Below are 24,613 nucleotides of genomic sequence, written 5' to 3' on the forward strand. Positions count from 1 at the left end.
CGGACCCTGAACGACGCGGCGCGCCTCGTTTCCAGGCTGGTGCGCGGCGCTGATTTCGCCTGCCGGGACCGCGACGGTTCGATCCTGATTGCCTTTGCCGACACCGCCCCGCGCCAGGCCCAGACCGGCACAAAGCGCATTGTCGGCGTGCTCCGCAACACCATGCTGCAGCCGGGACGGCGGCGTCCGGTCACACCGGAGGTCGCGCTGACCGCCTGGCGTTCCTCCGATACCCCGGCCACCCTGCTGGCGCGGATTTCGCGAGCGCCAGTTGCCGCGGCATAGCTGCGGGCCTACAAGGTCGGGGTTCCGCAAACGGCAGGCAGAGGTCCGCCATGAGCCAACCGACCATGACCGAGCCCATTGAACCTGTCCGCGTCGATGTCGTCTCCGACGTTGTCTGCCCGTGGTGCTTCATCGGCAAGAAGCGGCTTGAGCAGGCGATCGCGCTGAACCCCGATATTCCGGTCGAGGTGCACTACCACCCCTATTTTCTCAACGACTGGATCCCGGCCGCGGGCATCTCGCGGGAGCAATATCTCACGACGAAGTTCGGCTCGCCCGAGCGCTACAAGGAGATTGCGCAGCGCGTGTCTGCCGCTGCGGCCCAAGATGGCCTGGTTTACGCCATCGACAAGCTCAGTCGTCAGCCCAACACAACCGATTGCCACCGCCTGATTCACTGGGCGGAGAAGATCGGCAAAGCGCCGGAGATGAAACAGCGGCTGATGGAGCTCTATTTCTCCGAGGGGGCCGACCTCTCCGACAAGGCGGTGCTGGTGCGGGGCGCCGAAGAGATCGGGCTCGATGCCGACGAGATCGCAAAAAAGCTTGCGACCGACGACGACCTCGCCCTCCTGTCCCAGCGGGTCGAGCAGGCAAAGTCCGCAGGCATCCAGGGCGTGCCGTTTTTCATCTTCGGCAACGCCTATGCGGTGTCCGGCGCGCAGCCGCCCGAGCAGCTTGCGGGTGCAATCCGCAGGGTCGCGGAAGAGCAGAAGGCAAAGGCGGCGGGGTAGTCGGGCTCGACACCCCCAAAAACTCCGCTCATTCCCGCGAAGGCGGGAATCCGGAGATCACAAGCGATCGCCTCATTGTTGGCGCTGAGTCTCCGCCGTGGCGGGGACGAGCGGGATGAGTTGCTACTCGCCTCAAGCCGCCTTCTTGCCCTCGGCAATCTTCACCAGATTGCGCAAGATTTTGGTGGTGCCGAGGAGCCTCTGAACCGGCTTCGGCCAATCGTCGAGGAACACCACCTTCTGGTCGGGCCGCACCTTGGCGATCGGCGCCTGGCTCGCAATGTAGCGCATCAGCCCTTCCGGATTGGCGAAGGTATTGTCGCGGAACTGCAGCACCGCGCCCTTCTGGCCGGTATCGATGCGCTCGACATTGGCGCGTTTGGACAAAAGCTTGATCACCACGATCTGCATCAGATGCTTGACCTCTTCCGGCAATGGCCCGAAGCGGTCGACGAGTTCGGCGGCGAAGCCCTCGATCTCCTGCTCGGACTCGACCGTGGCGATGCGCCGATAGAGACCGAGTCGCACCGAAAGGTCGGCGACATAGTCCTCCGGAATAAGTACCGGCGTCCCGACCGTGATCTGCGGCGACCATTGATCCGCAACCGGCTCGACGATGCCGGCCTTGAGCGCGGTGACGGCCTCCTCCAGCATCTGCTGGTACAGCTCGAAACCGACTTCCTTGATATGACCGGACTGCTCCTCGCCGAGAAGATTACCGGCGCCGCGGATGTCGAGATCGTGCGAGGCGAGCTGGAAGCCCGCACCCAAAGTGTCGAGCGACTGCAGCACTTTCAGCCGCTGCTCGGCCTGGGCGGTGATGCGCTTCTCGGCCGGCAGCGTCAACAGCGCATAGGCGCGGATCTTCGAGCGCCCCACCCGGCCGCGCAGCTGGTAGAGCTGCGCCAGGCCGAAGCGATCGGCGCGGTGCACGATCAGCGTGTTGGCGGTCGGGATATCGAGCCCGGATTCCACGATGGTGGTCGAGATCAGCACGTCGAACTTGCCCTCATAGAAGGCCGACATGATGTCTTCCAGCGCGGTCGCCGGCATCTGGCCATGCGCCACGGCAACCTTGGCCTCGGGGATGGTCTTGTCGAAAAACTCCTTGGCGCCGGCGAGGTCCTCGATCCTGGGGCAGACATAAAAGCTTTGTCCCCCGCGATAGCGCTCGCGCAGGATCGCTTCGCGCACAACGACTGGATCGAACGGAGAGACGAAGGTGCGCACCGCAAGCCGGTCGATGGGGGGCGATGCGATCAGCGACAGGTCGCGAACACCTGTCAGCGCCAATTGCAGCGTGCGCGGGATCGGCGTGGCGGTGAGCGTCAGCATGTGGACTTCGGCGCGCAGCGTCTTCAGCTTCTCTTTGTGGGCGACGCCGAAATGCTGCTCCTCGTCGACGATGACCAGGGCGAGATCCTTGAACTTGACGTTCTTGCCGAGAAGCGCGTGGGTGCCGACCACGATATCGAGCGTGCCGTCCGCGAGCGCCCTTCGTGTCGCCGAAAGCTCCGCGGACGAGACCAGGCGCGACGCCTGCCCGATCTTCACCGGAAAGCCGCGGAAGCGCTCGGTGAAGGTCTTGTAATGCTGACGCGCAAGAAGCGTGGTCGGCACCACGACGGCAACCTGCTTGCCCGCCATCGCCGCAACGAAGGCAGCGCGCAGCGCGACCTCGGTTTTGCCGAAACCGACATCGCCGCAAACCAGCCGGTCCATCGGGCGGCCAGAGGCCAAGTCATCGAGGGCCGCGTCGATCGCGTTCTGCTGGTCCTCGGTCTCCTCATAGGGAAAGCCGGCGCAGAACTCGTCGTATAAACCGGCCGGTACGGTCAGTTTCGGCGCCTCGCGCAATTTGCGTTCTGCGGCCACCTTCATCAGTTCATGGGCGATCTCGCGGATGCGGTTCTTCATTCGCGCCTTGCGGGTCTGCCAGGCGGTTCCGCCGAGCCGGTCGAGATCGACTTCGCGGTCCTCCGAGCCGTATCGCGACAGAAGCTCGATATTCTCCACCGGCAGGTACAACTTGTCGCCGCCGGCATAATGCAATTCGAGACAGTCATGCGGCGCACCTGCCGCCTCGATGGTCGCAAGTCCGACAAAGCGGCCGATGCCGTGATCGACATGCACCACGAGATCGCCCGCGGACAGGCTGGTCGCTTCCGCGATGAAATTCTCGGCCTTCTTGGAGGCCCGCCGCGGTCGCACCAGGCGGTCACCAAGGATATCCTGCTCGCCGATGACAGCAGCCTGCGCGGTCTCGAACCCGGACTCAAGGCCCAGCACAGCCAGCGCCACCTCGGTCTTCGGCCGCGACAATGCCTCCTGCCACGACCCGACATTGGTGAGATTGGCGAGACCGTGGTCGCGCAGCACATGGCTCATGCGGTCGCGGGCGCCGTCGCTCCAGAGCGCTATGACAACATGCTTGCCGTCGCGCTGCAGCGAAGCGACATGCTTGACCACCGCATCGAACACATTGGCGTCGGCCTCGCCGCGTTCGGCCGCAAAATTGTGGCCCTGTTTGGTGCCGATATCGACGACCGATGCCGCTTCGGTTTCCGGCACGGAGAATGGCGTCATCCGCGCGAGCTTCGTCCGCCCGAGCTGAGCACGCCATTCGTCTTCGGTGAAATAGAGGCGCTCAGGCGGCAGCGGCTTGTAGGGCACCCCGCCCGCGCCCTGCGGCGCATTCTGCCGCGCCTCGAAATAATCGACGATCTGGGCGATGCGCTCCTGCACCGCTTCGTCAGCCAGCGGTTCGAGCACGACGGGCGTACCGTCGAGATAATCGAACAGCGTGTCCATGTGGTCATGGAATAGCGGCAGCCAATGTTCCATGCCGGGATAGCGGCGGCCTTCGCTCACCGCCTCGTAGAGCTGGTCGTCGCGGGTCGCGGCGCCAAAGGTCGAAACATAGCCGAGGCGGAATTTGCGGATGGTGTCCGAGGTGAGCTGGAATTCCGAGACCGGCACGAGATCGAGCGCCCGCAGGTCGTATTGGGTGCGCTGGGATTCCGGATCGAAGGCGCGGATGGTCTCGATCTGGTCGCCGAAGAAATCAAGCCGCACCGGCGCGTCCATACCCGGCGCAAACAGGTCGAGAATGCCGCCGCGCACGGCGTAATCGCCGGGTTCGCGCACAGTAGAGCTGCGGGTGTAGCCGTTCAGTTCGAGCCAGGCGGCGACACGCTCCATCGGCAAGACATTGCCGGGCGCGGCGGAGAGCGACTGGCCCATGACGAGGGTGCGCGGCGGGACGCGCTGCAGGATTGCGTTGACGGTGGTCAGCACGACGGCCGGCTTGTCGCGTGCCTCGACATTGGCGAGCCGCGACAGCGTGGTCATGCGCTGCGCAAGGACGCCGGCATGCGGCGAGACACGATCGTAGGGCAGGCAATCCCAGGCCGGGAATTGCAGCTGCTCGATCTCGGGGGCGAAGAAGGACAGGCCGCGGGCCAGCGCCGCCATCCGCTGCCCGTCGCGGCAGATTGCGAGCAGGCTTACCGAGGGCGCTTCGCGGCGGGCGGCGATGGCGCGGGCGAGGTCGGCAACCACCAACCCCTCGGCGCCGTCGGCGACCGCGGCAAGCGTCAGCGGTCGGCCGCCCTTGAGCAATTCCACCGGAGACTGCATCATCGCTGCGCGCCCTCGGCGTGATACCGAACGATGCGGTCGAGAAGGTCGGACCGGTAGGCGTCCGGGATCGCGGCCTCGCCGGTTACCCAGACATAAAGGTCGTGGTCGGGGACATCGAGCAGCCGTTCGTAGGTATCGAGGTCGCTGTCGGACAGGTGGGCGATATGCGCATCGGCGAAGCGCCCGAGCAGCAGATCGGCCTCGCGGATGCCGCGATGCCAGGAGCGGAACAACAGCCGCCGCCGCCGCTCGTTCAATCCTTCGCTCGATCGTGTGGAACCGGTCATGATCTCATCCGCAACGCCAAAAGCCCGGACGGGCCGGGCGGGCGTATATAGGCGCTGCGCGGGCGGCTGTCAGCCCACTCGCGCTCACGGCGAAGCTATGCTGTTTTCTCCGTGCATTCCCGGGTAAGCGGGAATCCAGGGACACAAGTCTCGGTCCCTGCTTACGCGGGGACGAACGGACGGTTTGGTTTCAAAATGCGGCCACCGCTTTTCGACCCGCTTTTTGCAGCGATCACGACGCTTTCGGGCATCGGCCCGAAGCTCGGGACGCTGTATCGCCGGCTGCTCGGCCGCGACAGCGAGCCCCGGCTTGTCGATCTGCTGTTCCACCTGCCGACAGCGGCAATCGACCGGCGCGCGCGCCCGGTATTGCGCGAGGTGACGCCGGATCAGGTGGTGACCGTGAAAGTGCGGGTGGACCGGCATCGCCCCGCCCCGCCCGGTCGCGATCGCACCCCGCACCTGATCTATACCAGCGACGAGACCGGCGACCTGGTGCTGACCTATTTCCGCGCCCGGCGCGATTATCTTGAGAAGCTGTTTCCGGTCGGCGAGACCCGTTACGTCTCGGGAACCGCGCAATTCTATGACGGCATGCTGCAGATGGTGCATCCCGACCGCGTCGTGGACGAGAAGGGCCTCGCCCGCCTGCCCGCAATCGAACCGGTCTATCCGCTGACCGAGGGCATTAGCGCCAACATGATCGTCAAGGCGATGGACGCGGCTTTGTCGAAAATTCCGGCGCTGCCGGAATGGCACGACCCCGCGGTCCTGCGACGGCACGGTTTTCCTGCCTTTGCCGACGCGCTGCGCACCGTACACCGGCCGCAACGGATGGATGACATCGCGCCGGAGAGCGCCGCGCATATGCGTCTCGCCTATGACGAATTGCTCGCCAGCCAGCTCGCGCTCGGCCTGATGCGCGCCCATAACCGCAAGCGCAAAGGCCGCGCCCATGCCGGCGATGGCCGCCTGCGCCGTGCGATCATTGCGGCGCTGCCCTATTCGCTGACGCTGTCGCAAACCCGCGCGCTCGATGCCATCGTCGCCGATCTCGGCAAGCCGGAGCGTATGGTGCGGCTGCTGCAGGGCGATGTGGGATCGGGCAAGACCGTGGTGGCGCTGCTCGCATCCGCCGCCGTCATCGAAGCCGGCTGCCAGGCCGCGCTGATGGCCCCGACCGAAATTCTCGCGCGCCAGCATTTCAACACCATCGCCCCGCTCGCCGTCGCCGCAGACATCCGGATCGCGATCCTGACCGGCCGCGAGCGCGGCAGGGAACGCAACGAAATTCTCGAACGGCTCGCGCAAGGCGAGATCGACCTCCTGGTCGGCACCCACGCCGTGTTCCAGGACGACGTAATCTTCCGCGATCTGGCGCTCGCCATCGTCGACGAGCAGCATCGCTTCGGGGTGCATCAGCGCCTCGCCCTCGCAAACAAAGGCGAAGCCGTGGACATGCTGGTGACGACTGCAACGCCGATCCCGCGAACGCTGGTGCTGACCTATTTCGGCGACATGGACATTTCGGAACTCCGCGAGAAACCCGCAGGCCGCCAGCCGGTCGATACCCGCACCATTCCGCTGGAGCGTCTGCCCGAGGTCATCGATGCAGTCGGCCGGGCGCTGGAGGATGGCCAGCGGGTCTATTGGGTCTGCCCGCTGGTGGAGGAATCCGAATCGAGCGATCTCGCCGCCGCGCAGGATCGCTTCAAGGCGTTGCGAAAGCGGTTCGGCGCCGCCGCCGATCTGGTTCACGGCCAGATGCGCGGAAGCGACAAGGACGAGGCGATGCGGCGCTTTTCCCTCGGCGAAACACAGCTTCTGGTTTCGACCACGGTGATCGAGGTCGGCGTCGACGTGCCGGAGGCGACCGTGATGGTCATCGAGCATGCCGAACGCTTCGGGCTCGCGCAATTGCACCAGCTCCGCGGCCGGATCGGCCGAGGGCGTGGCAAATCGACCTGCCTCCTCCTCTACCGCGCCCCGCTCGGCGAGACCGCCAAGGCCCGGCTCGCCATCATGCGCGAGACCGAAGACGGCTTTCGGATCGCAGAGGAAGACCTGAAGCTGCGCGGCGAAGGTGACGTATTGGGCACCCGCCAGAGCGGCATGCCGGCCTTCCGCATCGCCTCGCCCGAGGCGCACGGCCATCTGCTCCCTGTGGCACGCGACGATGCCCGCCTCATTCTGGCGCGAGATGCCGCGCTCGCAGGCGAGCGCGGCCAGTCGCTTCGAATGCTGCTCTATCTGTTCGAGCGCGACGACGCGATCAGGCTGATCGACGCCGGCTAGATGTCACTCGCCGAGCGGGTTCGGACCGAACCGGTTGGCGCCGGGGGTGCCGCGCGAGGCAAACCAGACGATCAGCACGATGGTGCCGATCAGCACGATGAAGTGAAGCAACTGCCACCAGCCGGATCGATCGATGTCGTGCAGCCGGCGGGCGCCGACCGCAAGGCTCGGAATAAGCGTCGCCAGGCTGAACAGGGAGTTCAGCGGCGCCCAGCCATCGGCGCCGAAGATCGCCGCATCGATTCCAACGGTGATCAATCCCCCGATAAACGTGAATAACACCCAGTACCAGAAAGCGGAACGCTGCGCGCGCCCGTTGAAGTTCGCGTAGTTCTGAAACCCGGAAGTAATCGCCTCGCTAAAGTTCATCGCCCCGTCTCCTCGTTGAAGTTCGAACGCACGCGTTACGCAGCCGGCTCCTTCGTCTTGTCCTCACGTGCGGCCTGAGCAGACCTTGCGGCCGCAGCCATCGCGGCGAAGGCATTCTGGTTGCCATTCGTGCTAACGGCGCCCGGTTGGATCATGCCTGCCGACATGATCAGGGTCGCCGCCTGTTCGACGGGGATTTCAAGTTCAATAATCTTCTTGCGTGGCAGATAAAAGAAAAAACCCGTGGTCGGGTTTGGGGTGCACGGCAGAAAGACTGAAATCTGGTCGTCGTCTCCGGGCAACCGCTTCGCCACCTCCGCGCTCGGCGCCTGAGACAGAAACACCAGAGACCACATGCCGGGCGCTGGGAATTCCACGAGGCCGACCTTGCGGAAGCTCGTTCCCGATTTCGAGAACAGCATCTGGAAGACCTGCTTCACAGTCTTGTAGATCGGACGCACAATCGGCATCCGGTCGATCAGGTGATCGCCGAGTTGCACCAGCGTGCGGCCGACCAGATTTGCGGTGAGAAAGCCAAGCAAGGTGATGGCAACAAGCGCAATGACCAGTCCGGAGCCGGGAATCTTCCAGGGCAGATAGGTTTCCGGCCGGTACAATTCCGGGATCAGGGGGCGCACCGCATCGTCGACCCAGGTGACGACAGCCGTGATCAGCCAGGCGGTAATGGCAAGCGGTCCCGCCACCACGATACCGGTCAGAAAGTAGTTCCGCAGCCGCGCGCCGAGCCCGGAGGGCGGCAGGTCGGTCTCGATAATGTCGTCCGGTTGATCGCTCTTCTGGGTCATCGGTGCTGGCGCCGGCTCCTGCCTGCCGACCGCCATCTATAGCGCAAATTCGGGATAATTCGGCGGCGCCGGCGATTTATTCGACGGTGACCGATTTCGCAAGGTTGCGCGGCTGGTCGATGTCAGTGCCAAGCGCCACCGCCGCATAATAAGCCAGAAGCTGGACCGGCACGGCGTAGACCAGCGGCGTGATCGAATTGGGCATGTCCGGCAGGGTGATGGTGGTCACGCCCGGCATCGCGGCCTCGGCGGCGCCTTTCGCGCAGGTCAGAAGGATGATCCGGCCGCCGCGGGCGGCGACCTCCTGCATATTGGAGACGGTCTTTTCGAACACCTGATCGTGCGGGGCGGTGACAATCACCGGCATGGTCTCGTCGATCAGCGCAATCGGCCCATGTTTCAGCTCGCCCGCGGCATAGCCTTCCGCGTGGATATAGGAAATTTCCTTCAGCTTCAGCGCGCCCTCGAGCGCCAGCGGGTAACTGGTGCCGCGGCCGAGATAGAGCACGTCGCGGCTCTTGCTGATGTCGCGGGCGAGCAGCTCGATTTCGCCCTCGAGCTTGAGCGCCTCGTTCATGTGGCGCGGCACTTCGATCAGCGCACGCACCAGCTTGCGTTCGTCGGCCTCGCTCAAGACGCCGCGGGCGCGGCCTGCGGCAATGGCGAGGCACGCCAGCACGGCGAGCTGACAGGTAAAGGCTTTGGTCGAAGCGACGCCGATCTCAGGACCGGCCAGCGTCGGCATGATGACGCTGCTTTCGCGCGCAATGGTCGAGGACTGCACATTGACCACGGCAAGGACATGCTGCCCCTGGTCTTTCGCATAGCGCAGCGACGCCAGGGTGTCGGCGGTCTCGCCCGATTGCGACACGACGATGGTCACATCGCCCTTGCGCAGCGGCGCTTCGCGGTAGCGGAATTCGGAGGCGACATCGATCTCCACCGGCAGGCGCGCATAGCGCTCGAACCAGTATTTGCCGATAAGCCCCGCATAGAAGGCGGTGCCGCAGGCCGAAATCGATGCCCGCTCGATCGCCTTGAAATCGAACGGCAAGTCGGCCGGCAGCGCGACGCGCTCGTTGGCCATGTCGATGTAATGCGACAGGGTATGGGCGACCACTTCCGGCTGCTCGTTAATCTCCTTCGCCATGAAATGACGATGGTTTCCCTTGTCGACCAGGAACGCCGAGCCCGTGGTCTTGATCTGCGCGCGCTTCACCTGCTGTCCGGCAGCGTCGAAGATTTGCACATCGCCGCGCCGCACCACCGCCCAGTCGCCTTCTTCGAGATACGAGATGGTGTCGGTGAAGGGAGCGAGCGCGATCGCGTCCGAGCCGAGATACATCTCTTCCGTGCCATGGCCGATCGCGAGCGGGGAGCCTTTACGCGCGCCGATCATCAGATCGTCTTCGCCGGCAAAGATGAAGGCGAGCGCAAACGCGCCGCGAAGCCGGGGCAACGCCAAACGCACCGCCTCGACCGCAGAGCGGCCCTTTTTCATCTCCTCGGTGACCAGATGGGCGACCACTTCGGTGTCGGTATCGCTGCCGAATTGCACCCCCTGCATTTCAAGCTCGTCGCGCAGCTCGCGGAAATTCTCGATGATGCCGTTATGGACCACAGCGAGCTTCTCGGTGGCATGCGGATGCGCGTTGTTCTCGGTCGGCTTGCCATGCGTCGCCCAGCGGGTGTGGCCGATCCCGGCCAGGCCGGACAGCGGCTCGCGCTGCAGGCGTTCCTGAAGATTCCGCAGCTTGCCTTCGGCCCGGCGGCGTTCGAGATGGCCGTTCTCGACTGTGGCGATCCCGGCGGAATCGTAGCCGCGATACTCGAGCCGCTTCAGCGCATCGAGCAGAGGTCCGGCGACCGGCTCGCGACCCAAAATTCCGACAATCCCGCACATCGCGTGGCGATCCCCGCGCAAACGATTCATCAAGTTCCGCTGGCCGTTAGACCTGCATCCGCTATGGCGCGGAAATCACAATGCGTTGCGGCCTGTAACCGGCATGCGGCGGCAGGCCGGATGAACCGGACGCCGCCGGACGGCTCACTTCTTCTTGCCCGCCGCCTTGAGGCTGCGCAAGCGCGAGGCCCAGCCTTCCTTAACGACCTGACGGACCCGGCCGAGCGCCAGCGAATCCGCCGGCACGTCTTCGGTTATCACCGAGCCCGAGCCGACATAGGCCCCCTCTCCGAGGCTGACGGGGGCGACGAGCGAGGAATTTGAGCCCACAAAGGCGCCTTTTCCGACCTCGGTGCGGTGCTTGGCGGTGCCGTCGTAATTGCAGAAAATGGTGCCGGCGCCGATATTGGCGCCCTCGCCCACCCGGGCGTCGCCGATATAGGCGAGATGATTGGCCTTGGCGCCGTCCTCGAACACCGCCTGCTTGACCTCGACGAAATTGCCGATCTTGACGTCCTTGCCGATCCTGGCGCCCGGACGCAGCCGCGCGAACGGCCCGATCTGCGCGCCTTCGCCGATATGCGCCTCGGTCAGATGCGAGAATGCATGGATGACGGCGCCGGTTTCGACGGTGACGCCCGGGCCGAACACAACATAGGGCTCGATGGTCACGTCGGCTGCGAGTTTGGTGTCGGCGGACAGGTGGACCGTGTCCGGCGCAATCATCGTCACACCCGCGTCGAGCGCCGCCTGACGCAGGCGCCGTTGCAGGACGGCCTCGGCGTCCGCGAGCTGGGCCTTGGTGTTGACGCCTCTCACATCGTCCTCCTCGACTTCGACCGCGGCCGCACGCAATCCCGCCGCATTGGCGAGCGCGACCGCGTCGGTCAGATAGAATTCCGTCTTGGCATTGGCATTGCCGATGCGGTCGAGCAGCGCCAACGCATGGCGGCCGTCGAGCGCCATCAGGCCGCCATTGCAGAGCCGGATCGCGCGCTCGGCTTCGCTCGCATCGTTGTGCTCGCGGATCGCTTGCAGCCGTCCGTCGGCGACGATCAGCCGGCCGTAGCCGTCCGGATCGGCCGGCGTGAAACCGGCAACCGCCACCGCCGCGCCTTCGGCCAAGGCGGCACGAAGCCGGCGCAAGGTTTCGGCGCGGATCAGCGGCGTGTCGGCGAACACCACGAGAATATCGTCAAATCCGCGCGCCAGCACGTCACGCGCGGCAAGCACGGCATGGGCGGTGCCGAGCCGCTGCATCTGTTTGGCGATGGCGGCCTCGGGAAATGCGCGCAAGGCCTCGTTCGCGACTGCTTCATGATCGGGCCCGACCACGACAACGCAATCGGTGGCCCCTGCCGCTTCGACCGCGCGCAGAACATGCGCAAGCATAGGCTGCTGTCCGACCGGGTGCAACACCTTGGGAATAGCCGAGCGCATGCGCGTGCCCTCGCCGGCCGCCAGCACCACCGCAAGACATGTCCGTTCGTTCATTCGCCTCCCCGTCTCTGTCCCGCTCATAGCCCGCCATCGGGATGCGGAAAAGCCGCCTTGGCGGACCAGCTGCCCCGGCTTCCTGCTAGATTCCCACTCATGATTCGCACTGCCCTCCAAAAAGCGGTCCCAGCTGCCGCACCGGACGCTCCGCCGGACGAGCCTGACGAGGCCGCGCTCGGTCCGCTGTCCCAGATCGCGCTCTGGGGCGGGATCGCCGCTTTGTGCCTGTTTGCGGTGGCGATCGCGAGCCGGACCGAAACCGGTCAGGCCCGGATGGCGGAGGCCCATGCCGCGCTCACTGGAACCGCAGAACCGGTGCGGAAGCCGTCTGCGGAACGCGAGCGGCAAGCCGACGAGCTCAGACGCGTGTCCGAGCGGCTCCGGCTTCTCAGTGAAGACCGGGACCGGCTGCTGGTTCGCATCGCGGCGCTTGAGCGCAATTACGACGACGTCACCGGCTCGATCGGAAAATTGTCGGCGGCGGCAAGGCCGGCCGCAGAGGCGCCCGCAGGGCCGCTTGCAGCGGGGCCGATTCAGGCCTCTCCGCCGCCCGCGCCGGTCGCAAGCGCGCCGGCAACGGTGGCAGCGGCAGCTGCGAGCGCCAGCCCCGAGCCCCAGGATATGCCGGTACCCAAGGGGGAATTCGGCGTCGATCTCGGGGGCGCCCCGTCGCTTGCTTCTTTGCGGACCGCCTGGGATCGCGTTCGCCGCAACCACGCCAGTCTTCTGGGCGAGCTTCAGCCGGTTGTGGCAATCCGCGAGATCCGCGGCGGGCAGATCGAGCTGCGCCTCGTGGCCGGACCTATCGCCAATGCCGCTGCCGCGTCGAGACTGTGCGCCGCATTGGCGGCTTCCGGCCTGTCCTGTCAGCCGACGGTTTACGAAGGCCAGCGCCTCGCTTCGCGTTGACGGCGTTGAGGCGCGGTTGTTCATCGGCATCGACCACGGCATAGTCCGGACATGACCTTGGACCGCACAACCCCGCGTCCGCTCTTTGCTCCGGCCGCACGTCAGACCAGCTGGCTGATTGCGATCGGACTGCTGTCGCTCGGCTATGCCCTTTACCTGCGCTATCTGGTGATCGAGCTGAGCAGTGTCGGACTCGCCTGCCAGACCGGGATGCAGACCTGGCTGTGTTCGACCCGCGGCCTTGTCATGGTGCTGTTCAATAATTCGGTGTTCGGCTGGGTGGCGCTTTGCGCGGCGGCGGTCAATCTGATCCGTCCGACATTGCCGGTCTTCGCGCTCGGCCTCGCCGCGGCCGCCTTCGGCGTGGTTCTTTACAATGGCGGTCTGTCGGCGCTCGCCGCGGCCGTGCTCATTCTCAGCTTTGCGCGGCCCGTGGCCGTCGAAAGCGAAGCAGACTGAGCGAGAGCAGCATCAACAGAAAGCAAAGCCACAGCGATTGCCAGTTCGCGAAGCCTTCGTTGAAGGCAATATAGATTGCGGACAAGGCGAGCGTCGCTGCCGCGATCTGTTCGGCCAAGCCGGATGCAGCCGGCCGCGCCCGCAGAGCCAGCATGGCCAGCGCGATCGGCACCGCCGCCGCCGTCAGCGGCGCGAACGGGAAATCCTTGTAGCGCGGATCGAAGACCAGCCCGAGCGCCACCTGGATCGCGACCACGGCGGTGGCGGCGATCAGGAGACCGGCCAGCCGCTCCATCCCTGTGATGGTCCCGTTCCGCGGACCGGCCAGCACATCGGCAAAGGTCGGCAGCATCCCGCCCCGCGCCAGCACCGCCGCCATCGCCGGTGGCGTCAGCACGGCAAGGCCGACCAAGACCGCGGACCGGAGCCAGCCGCCAATGCCGAGGCTCTCATAGAACATCAGCTCGACCGCCCAGCCGGCCGTGCTGCCTGCGGCCAGCGCCATGCCGGCGATGGCGGCCCATTGCCCGCGGGACAATTCGAGCCGGCGGCCACCGAGCGCGACGGCGAAGACCAGAACCGCCAGCACCACTCCGCCGGCCGCCTGCTGCAGCCAGCGCGGATGGTTCGATACCGGCGCGCCCCACTGGAATTTCGGTCGGCGGGTCGCGTCGTCAAACAATCCCCAATAGCCCCCGACAGTGCCTTCAAGCCGGCGCTTCCAGGGCTGGTCGAACGCCTCGATCACATTGACCCGGTAGCCGTTGCGTTTGGCGATCGCGAGAACCTCCTGCAAGACCAGCGCCTGATTGGCGAGCGAGGGCAGCGCGCCCTCGCGCATGCGGCCCGCGCTGGGCCAGCCGGTTTCCCCGATCAGGATCGCCTTGCCGGGAAAGGCGGCCGCCATGCGCTCGCGGATCGACTCCACATGCGCCGCCGCGTCCTTGGCGGGAATTGGGAAATCCTCCCAGTACGGCAGAATATGGATGGTTACGAAATCGACCAGCGCAGCGAGGTCACGGTGCCGCAGCCAGAACTCCCAGACATCGGCATAGGTGACAGGCAATCCCGCCCGGCTCTTCACCTCGCGCAGGAAGGCCGCGACATTGTCCGCTGACAACTCGCCGCGCAGCAAGACCTCGTTGCCGACGATGATGGCGTCGATCACGTCCGGATATTGCTTGGCCAGCTTAACGATGGTTTCGACCTGATGACGGTTCTTCTCCGGGTGGCTCGACAGCCAAAGACCCTGAATGACCTTCAGTCCAACGCGCCGGGCAATCTCCGGGACCTGATCAAGACCGTGCTCGATTGAATAGGTGCGGATGCAGTCGGTCAGCGACGTGAGGCCGGCCAGATCCTCCTCGATCTGGGCCGCAGAGATATGGGTGTCCGCCCGAAGCGGAGATTGCAGGCCCCGGAACGGCGCGTAGGACACGCATTGCAGCTTCTCGGTGCTCGCCTGGGCAGGCATCGCGACTGGCCGGCCAAGCCACCACCAGAACAGCGCGATCAAGCCCGCCACGACCATCAGAAGCACAGCCGGAACGGCCGCTCCGGTTAACGTTCGTTCATGCATCGGGATTCCGTGTTCGACCGATCCGCCTTCGCAATCGCACGATCTTCGGATCACGCCAACTGCGTGATGCTTCGCCGCGGCCGCCGCGCTGGACAAAGCGCCTGAAAGGCGGAAATCTCCAAAACGAACACCGGGGCCGTATTGCCGACGGAATCCGATGTAAACTCAACATGTACCGACCGAACCGGCCAGAACGTCACCCAGAGATTCCGCCATCATGCTGTCCTGTTTCCTGCGCTTCCTTCCCGTTATCTGCCTTGCGGTCTCGGTTGCCGCATCGACCGCGCACGCTCAGGGTGATCCAGCCGAGAAAGCCAAGCAGCAAGCCGCCGAACAGGCGAAGCGCGAAGCGAACCGGCAGAACGACCTCGCCGAAGTGGCCAAACAGATGACGGGTCCTGCAGGCAATCCCGAATGCGTCTGGGTCGGACGCCGCGTGGTTCACCGGCTATTTCAGGACGATCTCGACACCGCCTTCCGCCACCTGGACCTCTATGACCGGTTCGGTTGCCCGGGCGGACATATTCAGGCGGCCTTCCGATGTGTGGTGATGCAGGGTCCGATCGTCGATCCGAAGGCGCAGGAAAACATCCTTGGACGCGTCCATTCATGTTGGGTTAATCCAGCGGCACCGCCGCCGTCAGCCGCCACGGCAACCTCGCCGCAAACCGGAACCACCACACAATAGCAGCGTTGGGATTGTGCGAAGCGATTGTCAGCGTCATTAATTCGCCACGCACCGGTGCAATTGAAAATTCAGCTCGGCTGAGCTATCTGACTGTCGTAGCAGGCGCTAGTCCCAGGGGACGGGACGGCAGCCTTCACCTCGCCCCGCTTGGTCTCGCGTTCAAATGCGCCTCGTCGCGGTTGTCGTCGCGCTCGTCGCCTGCGTGCATGCAGGCTTGTGGGCACTTTCCGAAAAAAGAGTTGCGGCTCCCGACATCGAGGGACCGCTGGCGAGCTTGTCCTACGGCAAGCATCCCGACAAGCATGTCAGCGTTGCCGAGATCCGCTCGGACCTGACGAAGCTTGCGCCATACACCAGGGCGATCCGGACCTATTCGGTGACCAACGGCCTCGAGATGGTGCCGCAGATTGCCGCGCAGTCGGCGCTGCGCGTCACCGCGGGTGCCTGGCTCGGCGGCAGCCTCGACGCTGCCGAATGGCAGGGTCTTGGACCCGACCCGTCCAACGCCCGGCGCTACCGCGAGCGGATGGCGTCCCGCGCCCGCAACTCGGCCGAGCTTGCGGCGGCGATCGAAATTGCCCGCCGCAACTCCAACATCGACGGCCTGGTCCTCGCCAACGAAGCGATCTATCGCGGCGAAACCATCATGTTCGATGACGAGACCCTGAGCCCGGAAGAGGTCGCTCTGGTCCGCGCCGCCCAGCAGGTGTCGAAGGCTGAAGAGACCAGGGTCAAGGAGCGGATCAATGTCGGACGCCTGATCAAGGCGATCCGCGAGGCCAAGCGCCAGGTCTCGGTCCCCGTCACCACCGGCGAAATCTGGAGCGTGTGGCGCGACCATCCGGAACTGGTCGCAGCCGTCGATTATATCGCCGTTCACATCCTGCCCTATTGGGAGGGCGCGCCCGACCAATCCGCGGTCGATGCCGCGATCGGCGGCTATCATCAGTTGCGCCAGATGTATCCCGGCAAGCGCATCGTGATTGCCGAGTTCGGCTGGCCGAGCAACGGCTACAATTTCAAGCTTGCCCAGCCCGGTCATTTCGAACAGGCGCATGTGATCCGCGACTTCGTCGCCCGCGCGAATGCCATCGGCATCGACTACAACATCATCGAGGCGCTCGATCAGCCCTGGAAAATTTCCGAAGGCAGCGTCGGCGCCTATTGGGGGCTCTTCAACGACGCCCTGCAGCAGAAATTTGCCTGGACCGGCCCGATCATCGATCCGGAATTCCGCAAGCTTGCGATCCTCGCCGTCCTGCTCGGCGTGCTGTTTTCGCTGCCTTTGCTGGCGATGAGCGTAACGCTCACCGAGTCGCTGGTGCTGGCCGCCGCCGCGCACGTGGTCGGCGCCTGGTTCGCCGCCGTGTTCGCGTTTTGGAAGTCTCATTACTTCGTGTGGGGCGAGGCCTTCGCGCTCGGTCTCGGCGTCACGCTGCTGGTGCCGCTGGTGCTGATCGCGCTCGGCCGGGTCGAGGAGATCGCGGCGGTCGCGTTCGGACGCAAGCCCCGGCGGCTTCTGAACGTCGAGGCGCCGCCGCTTGCGCCCGAAGCGCAAGGCTATGCGCCCAAGGTGTCAATCCATGTGCCGGCCTACAAGGAAGAGCCGGAGATGCTGAAGGCCACGCTCGATGCAGTGGCCGGGCTGAATTATCCGAACTTCGAATGCATCGTCATCATCAACAATACGCCGGACCCGTATTACTGGGAGCCGATCGAGGCGCATTGCCGCGTGCTCGGCGAACGCTTCAAGTTTCTGCGTGAGGACAAGGTCGAGGGCTTCAAGGCCGGCGCGCTGCGCATCGCGCTCGCACACACCGCGCCCGATGCCGAGATCATCGGCATCATCGATGCCGATTATGTGGTGGCGCCGGGCTGGTTGTCGGATCTCGTGCCGGTCTTCGCCGACCCCAAGGTCGGCCTGGTTCAGGCGCCGCAGGAGCATCGCGACGGCGACCGCAGTCTGATGCACTATTCGATGGCCGGCGAATATTCGGGCTTCTTCGACATCGGCATGGTCGAGCGCAACGAAAAGAACGCCATCGTCGTCCACGGCACCATGTGCCTGATGCGCCGCGAGGCGCTGGCCGCGGCCGGCAACTGGTCGAGCGACACCATTTGCGAGGATACCGATCTCGGGCTGACCATGCTCGAACTCGGCTGGACCGCGCATTACACCAACCGCCGTTACGGCTTCGGTCTCTTGCCCGACACGTTCGGCGCCTACAAGAAGCAGCGCCACCGCTGGGCCTATGGCGGCGTGCAGATCGTCAAGAAGCATTGGCGACGTTTCCTGCCCGGCGTTTCCAGCCTCAACCGCGAACAGAAGCGCGCCTTCCTGCTCGGCTGGTTGAACTGGCTCGGCGCGGAAGCGCTCGGCGTTCTGGTTGCGATCTTCAATCTGCTCTGGGTGCCGGTGGTGGCCTTTGCCGAGATCGGAATCCCGAGCAAGATCCTCACCATTCCGATTCTGGCCGCGTTCGCCGTCACCATCCTGCATTTCAGCCTGCTCTACCGGCTGCGGGTGGCGATCCCCAAGAAACAGACCGTCGGCGCAGTGTTCGCCGCGATGGCGCTGCAGCTCACCGTGGCGCGCGCGGTGGCCGACGGTGTGATCAAGGATCACCTGCCGTTCAACCGCACCGCCAAGGGCAACCGCTCCCGCAAGCCGGTGCAGTTCGACGGCTTTTGGGAATTGATCCTCGGCAGCCTGCTGATCATCGGCGCGATCGTGCTGATCGCCAATAACCCGCTGCAGATCACTGAAATCTATCTGTTCGCGATCGTGCTCATGGTGCAGAGCCTGCCGTTCCTGTCGGCGGCCGGCCTTGCCGCGATCGAAGGCCGACGCATCAACGAATTTGCGTTCTGGAACGAATTGCAGCCGCGCCTTCTTGCGGCGCTGCGCCGGCGCCCGGCGGCAATTTCGGCCCAGACCCCGGCCATCGCGAGTGCGATTGCCGACGCACAGACCTCGCCGGCCGGCGAGAAGCAGCCGGAGACAGTGCAATGAATCCCGGCATCGGTCCGCACCGCATGGATTTTATCTGGCGTCCGGATCCGCTGCTTCGCGGCGTCCCGGCATGACGGCCGGACAGATCAAGCCGGCATCGCCTTTTCCACGAGCCGCACCCAATAGCTCGACCCGGCGGGGATGGCGTCGTCGTTGAAGTCGTAGGCCGGGTGGTGCAGGCCGGCGCTGTCGCCGTTGCCGATGAAGATGAATGCGCCCGGCCGCGCGTTCAGCATGTAGGAAAAGTCCTCCGCCCCCATGAGCGGCGCCAGATTGTCGTTGACCCGCTCGGCGCCGGCGATTTCGGACGCGACCTCTGCAGCGAACGCGGTCTGCTCGGCGTGGTTAACCGTGACCGGATAGCCGCGGTGATAGCGAATGCGGGCTGTGGCGCCATGCAGCTTCGCGACGCCCTCGCAGATCTCCTTGACCCGCACCTCGAGCCGGTCGCGCACCGCATCGGTCAGGCTGCGGATGGTGCCGGCGAGTTTGGCGGTCTGCGGGATCACGTTGTTGGTGGTGCCGGCCTTGAACACGCAGATCGACACCACGCCGGATTCCAGCGGGTCGATATTGCGCGACACGATCGATTGCAACTGGTTCACCATCTGCGCGCCGACCAGGATCGGGTCCACCCCCAGATGCGGCCGCGCCGCATGCGCGCCCTTGCCCTCGATCTCGATCTCGACATAGTCGGCCGCCGCCATCATCGGCCCCGGCCGCATGCCGAACGCGCCGGCCGGCATGCCAGGATAATTGTGCATGCCGTAGACTTCTTCGATGCCGAACCGGTCCATCATCCCGTCATTGACCATTTCCCGGCCGCCGCCGCCGCCCTCCTCGGCCGGCTGGAAGATGACGACCGCGGTGCCTGAGAAATTTCTGGTCTCAGCGAGGTATTTGGCGGCGCCGAGCAGCATGGCGGTGTGCCCGTCATGGCCGCAGGCATGCATTTTTCCAGGCACTGTCGATTGGTAGGGCAAGCCGGTGGCCTCCTCGATCGGCAGCGCGTCCATGTCGGCCCGCAGCCCGATCACCTTGGCCCGGCCGCCGGCCGCCTGTTTCCGTCCCTTGATGACGCCGACCACGCCGGTACGGCCGATCCCAGGCACAACCTCGTCGCAGCCGAAGGCCTTCAACTTCTCGGCGACCTGCGCGGCCGTGCGGTGAACGTCAAACAGGAGCTCCGGATGGGCGTGGAAATCCCGCCGCCAGGCCGCAATTTCGGGGTGAAACTCGGCAATACGGTTCACGATTGGCATGCGAGGCTCCGCGATCTCGGGGTTGGCACGCAGTAAATCCTGCCCGGCGCAGCGGGGCAACCGGCCGGTGGGACCACGCCGCGGCGTGGCCGCGTGTCCACCCCAGCCTGCGCCGGATCGGGGGCAACCGGTGACTTTTTCATTGTCCCGCCGGGAAACAGGCCTTATGTGTCGGCCCGCCGTTCGCGGCATACCGAAGATCCGGCGCGCGGCGTCAAACCCGTATTGCCGTTCGTCCCGTCTCCCCTTGGGGACGCTCCTCAGGGAGCGGCCTTCAAGGAGTTTCCCTTGCGGAGCCTTCTTGAGGGATTTTCGCTATGGGAGTCTCGGTGGGGAGAGTCTCGCTTGCGGGGCTGTTGGGAGCCTGTAGCTCAGTCGGTAGAGCAACTGACTTTTAATCAGTAGGTCCCGGGTTCGAATCCCGGCGGGCTCACCACGCTCACAATTCGCCGTCAAAGCGCGCAGCCCCTACCAGGGCACCCGGCGCCTAACACCCGGCGGAGCAGCCTGGGAGAGTCCGAGGCGCCAACCTTCGCACCGGTCGCCCGACCGGAGTTTCCCGGAGCATCACCGGAAACCGCCCAGCCTGCAGCCACGGCAGGCCATCCCGTTTCGGGGTCTGTTCGTCTGTTCAAACATGCGCTTGCGGCCACCGGTCAAACCGTCAACAGATCAGCGCGGAAATTTTGACGCAAAAATTGACGGCGACAGAATTGAGAGGTAGCATTTTTTCTACTTAAGGACGCAAGTCGCGGCTGGAAACTGTCAATTCGGGTAGCGTAGTGATTGTCATGTCATCGCCGGACCAGGTCTCGCTGGAGGCTCAGCGGACATCCCTTAATCTGCGAATCCTCGGCCCTTGCCAAATCACTGTTGGGCCGGATCGTCAGCCATTCCATCTCAAGAACAAGAAGGCGCGCGGGTTGCTCGCCTATCTGGCGATGCAGCCATTGTGTTCGGCACAGCGGACCACGCTGGCGAACCTGTTCTGGCCGGATTGCCCGGAAGGCAATGCGCGTCATTCCCTGCGTCAGTGTCTGGTGAGCCTGCGAAAGGATCTCGATGCAATTGCGCCCGGTCTCGTCCGCACCGACGGAGATACGATTTCTCTGGATCCGGAGCGCATCGAAGCCGACGCGGCCATGCTCCTGCGTGTTGAAAACCTGTCGGATCGAGCAAACCTTCACGCGCTTTTGCTTTCGGTCAGAGGCGAGTTTTTGTCGGATCTTCATGTTAACGAGGACTTCTCCAACTGGTCATCGGAGCTGCGCCAGCGGGTTCATCACAAGCTCGAAGAGCTGATCGGCGGCATTGAGAACATTCAGGTCTCTGATGAGCTGACGTCACAGGCTCTTGCCACCATTCGCATCCTGGCCAAGACCGATCCTTATTGTGAAACCTGCCGGCGATTGCTCATACGGCTGACCGCACGCGTTCAAGGTCGCGCTCGCGCGCTTGCAGAATGCAAGGCCTTTGTCGACTTCCTTCGAGAGGAAAATCTTGACGGGCCAGATCCGGAGACGCAGGAGCTGTTTGCCGAAATCCAGCGGCTCCCCTGCCGGACTCCGTCGGCGGCAAACGCAGTTCGCGATCCGCAAGCAGAACATTCAGGCCATGACGCACCAGCCAACCGGTCGGATGAGGTGCGGTCTGACGTGCAACGCGCAGGCAGCGCCCCACCGGCTCCGCAGAGCGTGGCTGAAGAAACAGCGACCGCCCGAGGACCCGCTGCGCCGCCGCAGCGGCGCGATGCCGTGCGGGCGGTAAAGCGCTTCTCCAGCATGGGCATCCGGATGGCCGCCGCGGCCGCTCTGTTCATAGCGCTGGTTTTGTTGCTGCAAACTGCAGAGCGCTTTGGCTATTTCGTTCAGGCCGAGGCGACGTCCGTCAGCGGCCTCCTCGCCGAAGCCCAGCAGGACCCGCTCTTCGAGTCGGTTTCGATTGCCGTGCGACGCTTTCCAGCCGCAGACCCGGCGGCGGCGGCTGCCGAGCAATTGCATGAGATGATCGCGGACACGGTCGCCAAGGTCCCGATGGTCAGAATTGTGACATCCTCAGGCCCGGCTCCCGCGCGCTATATCCTGGACGGCAGCGTCAAGAGCATTGCCGGGTCGGAGGCGCTTTTTGTCGAATTGTCCCAGCCTGACGGCGACGTCCTGTGGCGCGAGAAGTTCAACATCGGCGCAAGCGAGGCGGCGAAGGCAGAAGTTGCCAAAAGGATCGCGCGTGAGGTGGAACTGACGCTGGTCAAGGCCGAAACCCGCAGCGCCATCGCCAGAAACGACGTCAGTGCAAGGGCGCTCCTGCTTTCTGCACGCGCCATCAAGGCGCGCGGCATTTCATCCGGTGCGGAATCTGACGCGCAGAAACTTTACGAGACGCTGCTTGCGCGCGACGGCCTTTCCGCCCCTGTGCTTGCGGGTCTGTCGGGCCATATTATCACCTCGCTGGCCAATGAACTGAAGGCCGATGCTGCGCTGTACCGGCGGGCTGAAAATTACTTGCGCGCGGCGATCAGCATCGACCCGAATATGGCGATCGCCCATTTCTACATGGGTATGCTGCAAAAGAGCCGCGGACAGGCCGCAGAGGCCGCGATGAGTTTCAATCGCGCGATCGAACTCAATCCAAGCTTCGCTCCGGCTTACGCCAATCTCGGTCATGCGTTGTTGCTTTTGGGACGCCCGGACGAGGCCGCGGAGAATGTCCGCAAAGCCATGCGGATCAGTCCCAATGACGGATACTTTGCAGTCTGGAGCCTGTTCGCAGGCGAGATCGAATTCGAGCGCGGCAACGTTGACGCCGCCATCGACTGGTTTCGCACGGCAATCGTGCGTGGTCCGCACCTGACCAGGCCCTATGGCTGGATCGCGGGCGCATACGAGGCCGCCGGCAACCACGCCGCTGCCGCAGAAAATATGCGGCAATTCCTGACCCTGGCGGGTGAGCGGCGGCCCCACCGGCTGGTGGAGCGGCTGCGCAAGGCCCCGGAAGGTGGACTTCATCTGACGCGGCCCAAATTATTCCAGGCTGTTGCCGCTGCAGCACAGCGGCAACTGTAATCCGCGCGTTTTGCCGGTGACATATCCCAAACGGGATGTGGCAGATTAACATTAACGTAACAATTACTTAAATTTTAGCGTCGTTTGACGGTGCTGACGCTTTTTTTGATGCTCGTTTGACGCTCGCTTGCTGGCCCTCGTGAGAAGTATCCGCGTGCCGTTAAGGCTTCGGTAACCAAGAAGCCCCCGGCGCACAGGGATGCGTAATCACCAAACGAGGGTGTCATGGCTACTATTACGGTTGGAACGGGCGGCGGCTACGATCACGAGACCATTCAGGCAGCCATCGATGCCGCAAGCCCGGGCGACACCATCCTGGTCAGCGACGGCACCTATAACGAAAACCTGCTGATCAACAAGTCGATCACACTCATTTCGGAGAATGGCCGCGACGCGACGACGATCGTCGGTTCGAACGCCTCCGGACTTCTTGGCACCATCCAGATCACCCCGGGCGTCGACGGCCTGCGACTTGGCGATATTGGCCAAGGCTTCACCATCGTCGGCATCGACGGCACCCCGGGCCTCGAAAAGGCCGCGGTCTATCTGCAGGGCGCCCATGACGGTCTGATCATCCAGGGCAACGACATCGTCGCCATGGGCGATGCGGGGCTGATGAGTGAGGCCGCTTCCGCCATCACCAATGCACTGATCGACTCCAATATCTTCTCCGGCCAGACCTTTAACGACCCCAACCCGGCCGGCAACGGATTCGGCGACCAGTTTACGCTGCCAAACGTCCCCCGGCAGTTGGTCGTAATCGGCAGCGATGGCGGGCCCTCCAACAACATCACCTTCACCAACAACCAGGTGACCGGCACAGCCGGCGGGCTTAACGAGAGCAACCAGCCTCAGGGCAACACCCTCGTCACCATCGACGCCGCCAATTCCACCATTGCCGACAACGACTTCACAGGGTTCACCAACCGGTTCGCCACACAGTTGCGTGCCCGCGAGGGCGGAACCGATATCCTGAACAATACCTTCAGCAATAACCAGGGCGGGAATCTGGGCGTCTATATCGAGAATGACGGCAATCCCGGCACCTACGGCAACTCATTCGTCGGGACTGGCAGCGACGACACGCTTTTTGCCTCCGCCGGCAACAACACCGTCGACGGCGGCGGCGGCAACGACACCTATGACATGACCGCGGCCGGTGCCGGGGGAGCCCTCGTCGACCTCGAAACTGGAACCGCTTCCTCGGCCGCTACGGGCATCGATACCCTCACCAGCATCGAAAATCTGCGCGGCAGCGCTGGCAGCGACATCCTGAGCGGCGACGCGGGCGACAACGTCTTCTTCGCGACCGCTGGCACCGACATCATCAACGGCAAAGGCGGCAGCGACACCTTTAACGCCGCCTCCGCTGTCTCGTCGGTCAACATCAATCTGTCCACCGGCGCGGTGACCGGCGCGTTTTCCGCTTCACTGACCTCGATCGAGAACGCAGTGGGCGGATCGGGCAACGACACGTTTGTCGGGTCGAGCGCGGACAACGCCTTTGATGGCGGCTCTGGCACAGACACCGTAGTCTTTACGGGCTCGGTCGCCGCAACTGACATTACCTTCTCGGGCGGGTCATTTGTCCTCCACGCTGCGGGGCAAGGTACCGATACCCTTACGAACGTCGAAATCATCGATCCGGACGGTGCGGGCGGAGCCAGGATTCTGCTGGTCGGCGGCGGCGGCTTTACAACCATTCAGGAAGCCGTGACCGCTGCGAATGCAGGCGACACGATCATGGTGGCGCCCGGCACCTACACCGGCAACGTCATCATCAACAAGTCGCTCACGCTCCTCTCGACGGACGGCAGCGGAAC

At 64.4% G+C, this 24,613-nt stretch carries 15 protein-coding genes, 1 tRNA gene and 2 pseudogenes; 10 read left to right on the forward strand and 8 right to left on the reverse strand.

The window, feature by feature from the left end; genetic code table 11:
• Both ACK41X_RS14130 and ACK41X_RS14135 read left to right on the forward strand, forming a co-directional pair.
• A pseudogene (locus tag ACK41X_RS14130) lies at positions 1–285 on the forward strand (GGDEF domain-containing protein); the annotation flags it as partial.
• Between the two features lie 65 nt (positions 286–350).
• Positions 351–1,019 carry a DsbA family oxidoreductase gene (locus ACK41X_RS14135; protein WP_409724325.1) on the forward strand — a complete coding sequence of 223 codons (669 nt, stop codon included), beginning with the start codon at positions 351–353 and terminating at the stop codon, positions 1,017–1,019.
• A 132-nt stretch (positions 1,020–1,151) separates the two neighbouring features.
• Here the strand turns inward: ACK41X_RS14135 and mfd are convergent, their stop codons facing one another.
• Both mfd and ACK41X_RS14145 read right to left on the reverse strand, forming a co-directional pair.
• Positions 1,152–4,661 carry a transcription-repair coupling factor gene (gene mfd, locus ACK41X_RS14140; RefSeq protein WP_409724327.1) on the reverse strand — a complete coding sequence of 1,170 codons (3,510 nt, stop codon included), beginning with the start codon at positions 4,659–4,661 and terminating at the stop codon, positions 1,152–1,154.
• The gene (locus ACK41X_RS14145; protein WP_409724329.1) at positions 4,658–4,948 is read right to left on the reverse strand and encodes a succinate dehydrogenase assembly factor 2; all 291 of its coding nucleotides are present in this window, start codon (positions 4,946–4,948) and stop codon (positions 4,658–4,660) included. Before ACK41X_RS14145 ends, mfd begins: the two co-directional genes overlap by 4 nt.
• Positions 4,949–5,143: 195 nt before the next feature.
• On the opposite strand from ACK41X_RS14145, the gene recG reads away from it, so the two are divergent.
• A complete protein-coding gene (gene recG / locus ACK41X_RS14150; RefSeq protein WP_409724332.1) occupies positions 5,144–7,243 on the forward strand; it encodes an ATP-dependent DNA helicase RecG in 2,100 nt (699 codons plus the stop codon).
• A gap of 3 nt (positions 7,244–7,246) precedes the next feature.
• Here recG and ACK41X_RS14155 read toward each other — a convergent pair whose 3' ends face one another.
• The 4 genes from ACK41X_RS14155 to glmU form a co-directional block, all read right to left on the reverse strand.
• A complete protein-coding gene (locus tag ACK41X_RS14155) occupies positions 7,247–7,612 on the reverse strand; it encodes a DUF805 domain-containing protein (RefSeq protein WP_409724335.1) in 366 nt (121 codons plus the stop codon).
• A gap of 35 nt (positions 7,613–7,647) precedes the next feature.
• Positions 7,648–8,418, reverse strand: coding sequence for a DUF502 domain-containing protein (locus ACK41X_RS14160; protein WP_409724338.1), 771 nt, complete (start codon positions 8,416–8,418; stop codon positions 7,648–7,650).
• Between the two features lie 76 nt (positions 8,419–8,494).
• Positions 8,495–10,321, reverse strand: coding sequence for a glutamine--fructose-6-phosphate transaminase (isomerizing) (gene glmS, locus ACK41X_RS14165; RefSeq protein WP_409724341.1), 1,827 nt, complete (start codon positions 10,319–10,321; stop codon positions 8,495–8,497).
• A gap of 144 nt (positions 10,322–10,465) precedes the next feature.
• On the reverse strand, positions 10,466–11,815 hold the full coding sequence (gene glmU / locus ACK41X_RS14170; protein ID WP_409724344.1) for a bifunctional UDP-N-acetylglucosamine diphosphorylase/glucosamine-1-phosphate N-acetyltransferase GlmU: 1,350 nt from the start codon (positions 11,813–11,815) through the stop codon (positions 10,466–10,468).
• Between the two features lie 99 nt (positions 11,816–11,914).
• Between glmU and ACK41X_RS14175 the strand changes: the two genes are divergently transcribed.
• Both ACK41X_RS14175 and ACK41X_RS14180 read left to right on the forward strand, forming a co-directional pair.
• On the forward strand, positions 11,915–12,727 hold the full coding sequence (locus ACK41X_RS14175) for a hypothetical protein (protein WP_409724346.1): 813 nt from the start codon (positions 11,915–11,917) through the stop codon (positions 12,725–12,727).
• A 51-nt stretch (positions 12,728–12,778) separates the two neighbouring features.
• Positions 12,779–13,186, forward strand: a complete 408-nt coding sequence (locus ACK41X_RS14180) for a hypothetical protein (RefSeq protein WP_409724349.1) — start codon at positions 12,779–12,781, stop codon at positions 13,184–13,186.
• On the opposite strand, the gene ACK41X_RS14185 is transcribed toward ACK41X_RS14180, so the two are convergent.
• The gene (locus ACK41X_RS14185) at positions 13,143–14,765 is read right to left on the reverse strand and encodes a beta-(1-6) glucans synthase (protein WP_409724352.1); all 1,623 of its coding nucleotides are present in this window, start codon (positions 14,763–14,765) and stop codon (positions 13,143–13,145) included. The two genes, ACK41X_RS14180 and ACK41X_RS14185, sit on opposite strands and share 44 nt — an antisense overlap.
• 217 nt (positions 14,766–14,982) lie before the next feature.
• Here ACK41X_RS14185 and ACK41X_RS14190 point away from each other — a divergent pair, with 217 nt between their 5' ends.
• Both ACK41X_RS14190 and ACK41X_RS14195 read left to right on the forward strand, forming a co-directional pair.
• Complete coding sequence (locus ACK41X_RS14190; protein WP_409724355.1) at positions 14,983–15,453, forward strand: beta-1-3, beta-1-6-glucan biosynthesis protein; 471 nt, start codon at positions 14,983–14,985, stop codon at positions 15,451–15,453.
• 163 nt (positions 15,454–15,616) lie between these two features.
• Positions 15,617–18,466 carry a glycosyltransferase gene (locus tag ACK41X_RS14195; RefSeq protein ID WP_409724358.1) on the forward strand — a complete coding sequence of 950 codons (2,850 nt, stop codon included), beginning with the start codon at positions 15,617–15,619 and terminating at the stop codon, positions 18,464–18,466.
• Between the two features lie 86 nt (positions 18,467–18,552).
• Here the strand turns inward: ACK41X_RS14195 and ACK41X_RS14200 are convergent, their stop codons facing one another.
• Positions 18,553–19,728 (reverse strand): M20 aminoacylase family protein, encoded by a 1,176-nt coding sequence (locus ACK41X_RS14200; protein ID WP_409724361.1) that lies wholly within the window; start codon positions 19,726–19,728, stop codon positions 18,553–18,555.
• A 360-nt stretch (positions 19,729–20,088) separates the two neighbouring features.
• Here ACK41X_RS14200 and ACK41X_RS14205 point away from each other — a divergent pair.
• From ACK41X_RS14205 to ACK41X_RS14215, 3 genes and pseudogenes are all read left to right on the forward strand, one after another.
• Positions 20,089–20,164, forward strand: a tRNA-Lys gene (locus ACK41X_RS14205).
• Between the two features lie 355 nt (positions 20,165–20,519).
• Complete coding sequence (locus ACK41X_RS14210; RefSeq protein WP_409724364.1) at positions 20,520–22,790, forward strand: tetratricopeptide repeat protein; 2,271 nt, start codon at positions 20,520–20,522, stop codon at positions 22,788–22,790.
• A 225-nt stretch (positions 22,791–23,015) separates the two neighbouring features.
• A pseudogene (locus tag ACK41X_RS14215) lies at positions 23,016–24,613 on the forward strand (hypothetical protein); the annotation flags it as partial.

The organism is Pseudorhodoplanes sp., assembly GCF_046289595.1.
Lineage (GTDB): Bacteria > Pseudomonadota > Alphaproteobacteria > Rhizobiales > Xanthobacteraceae > Pseudorhodoplanes.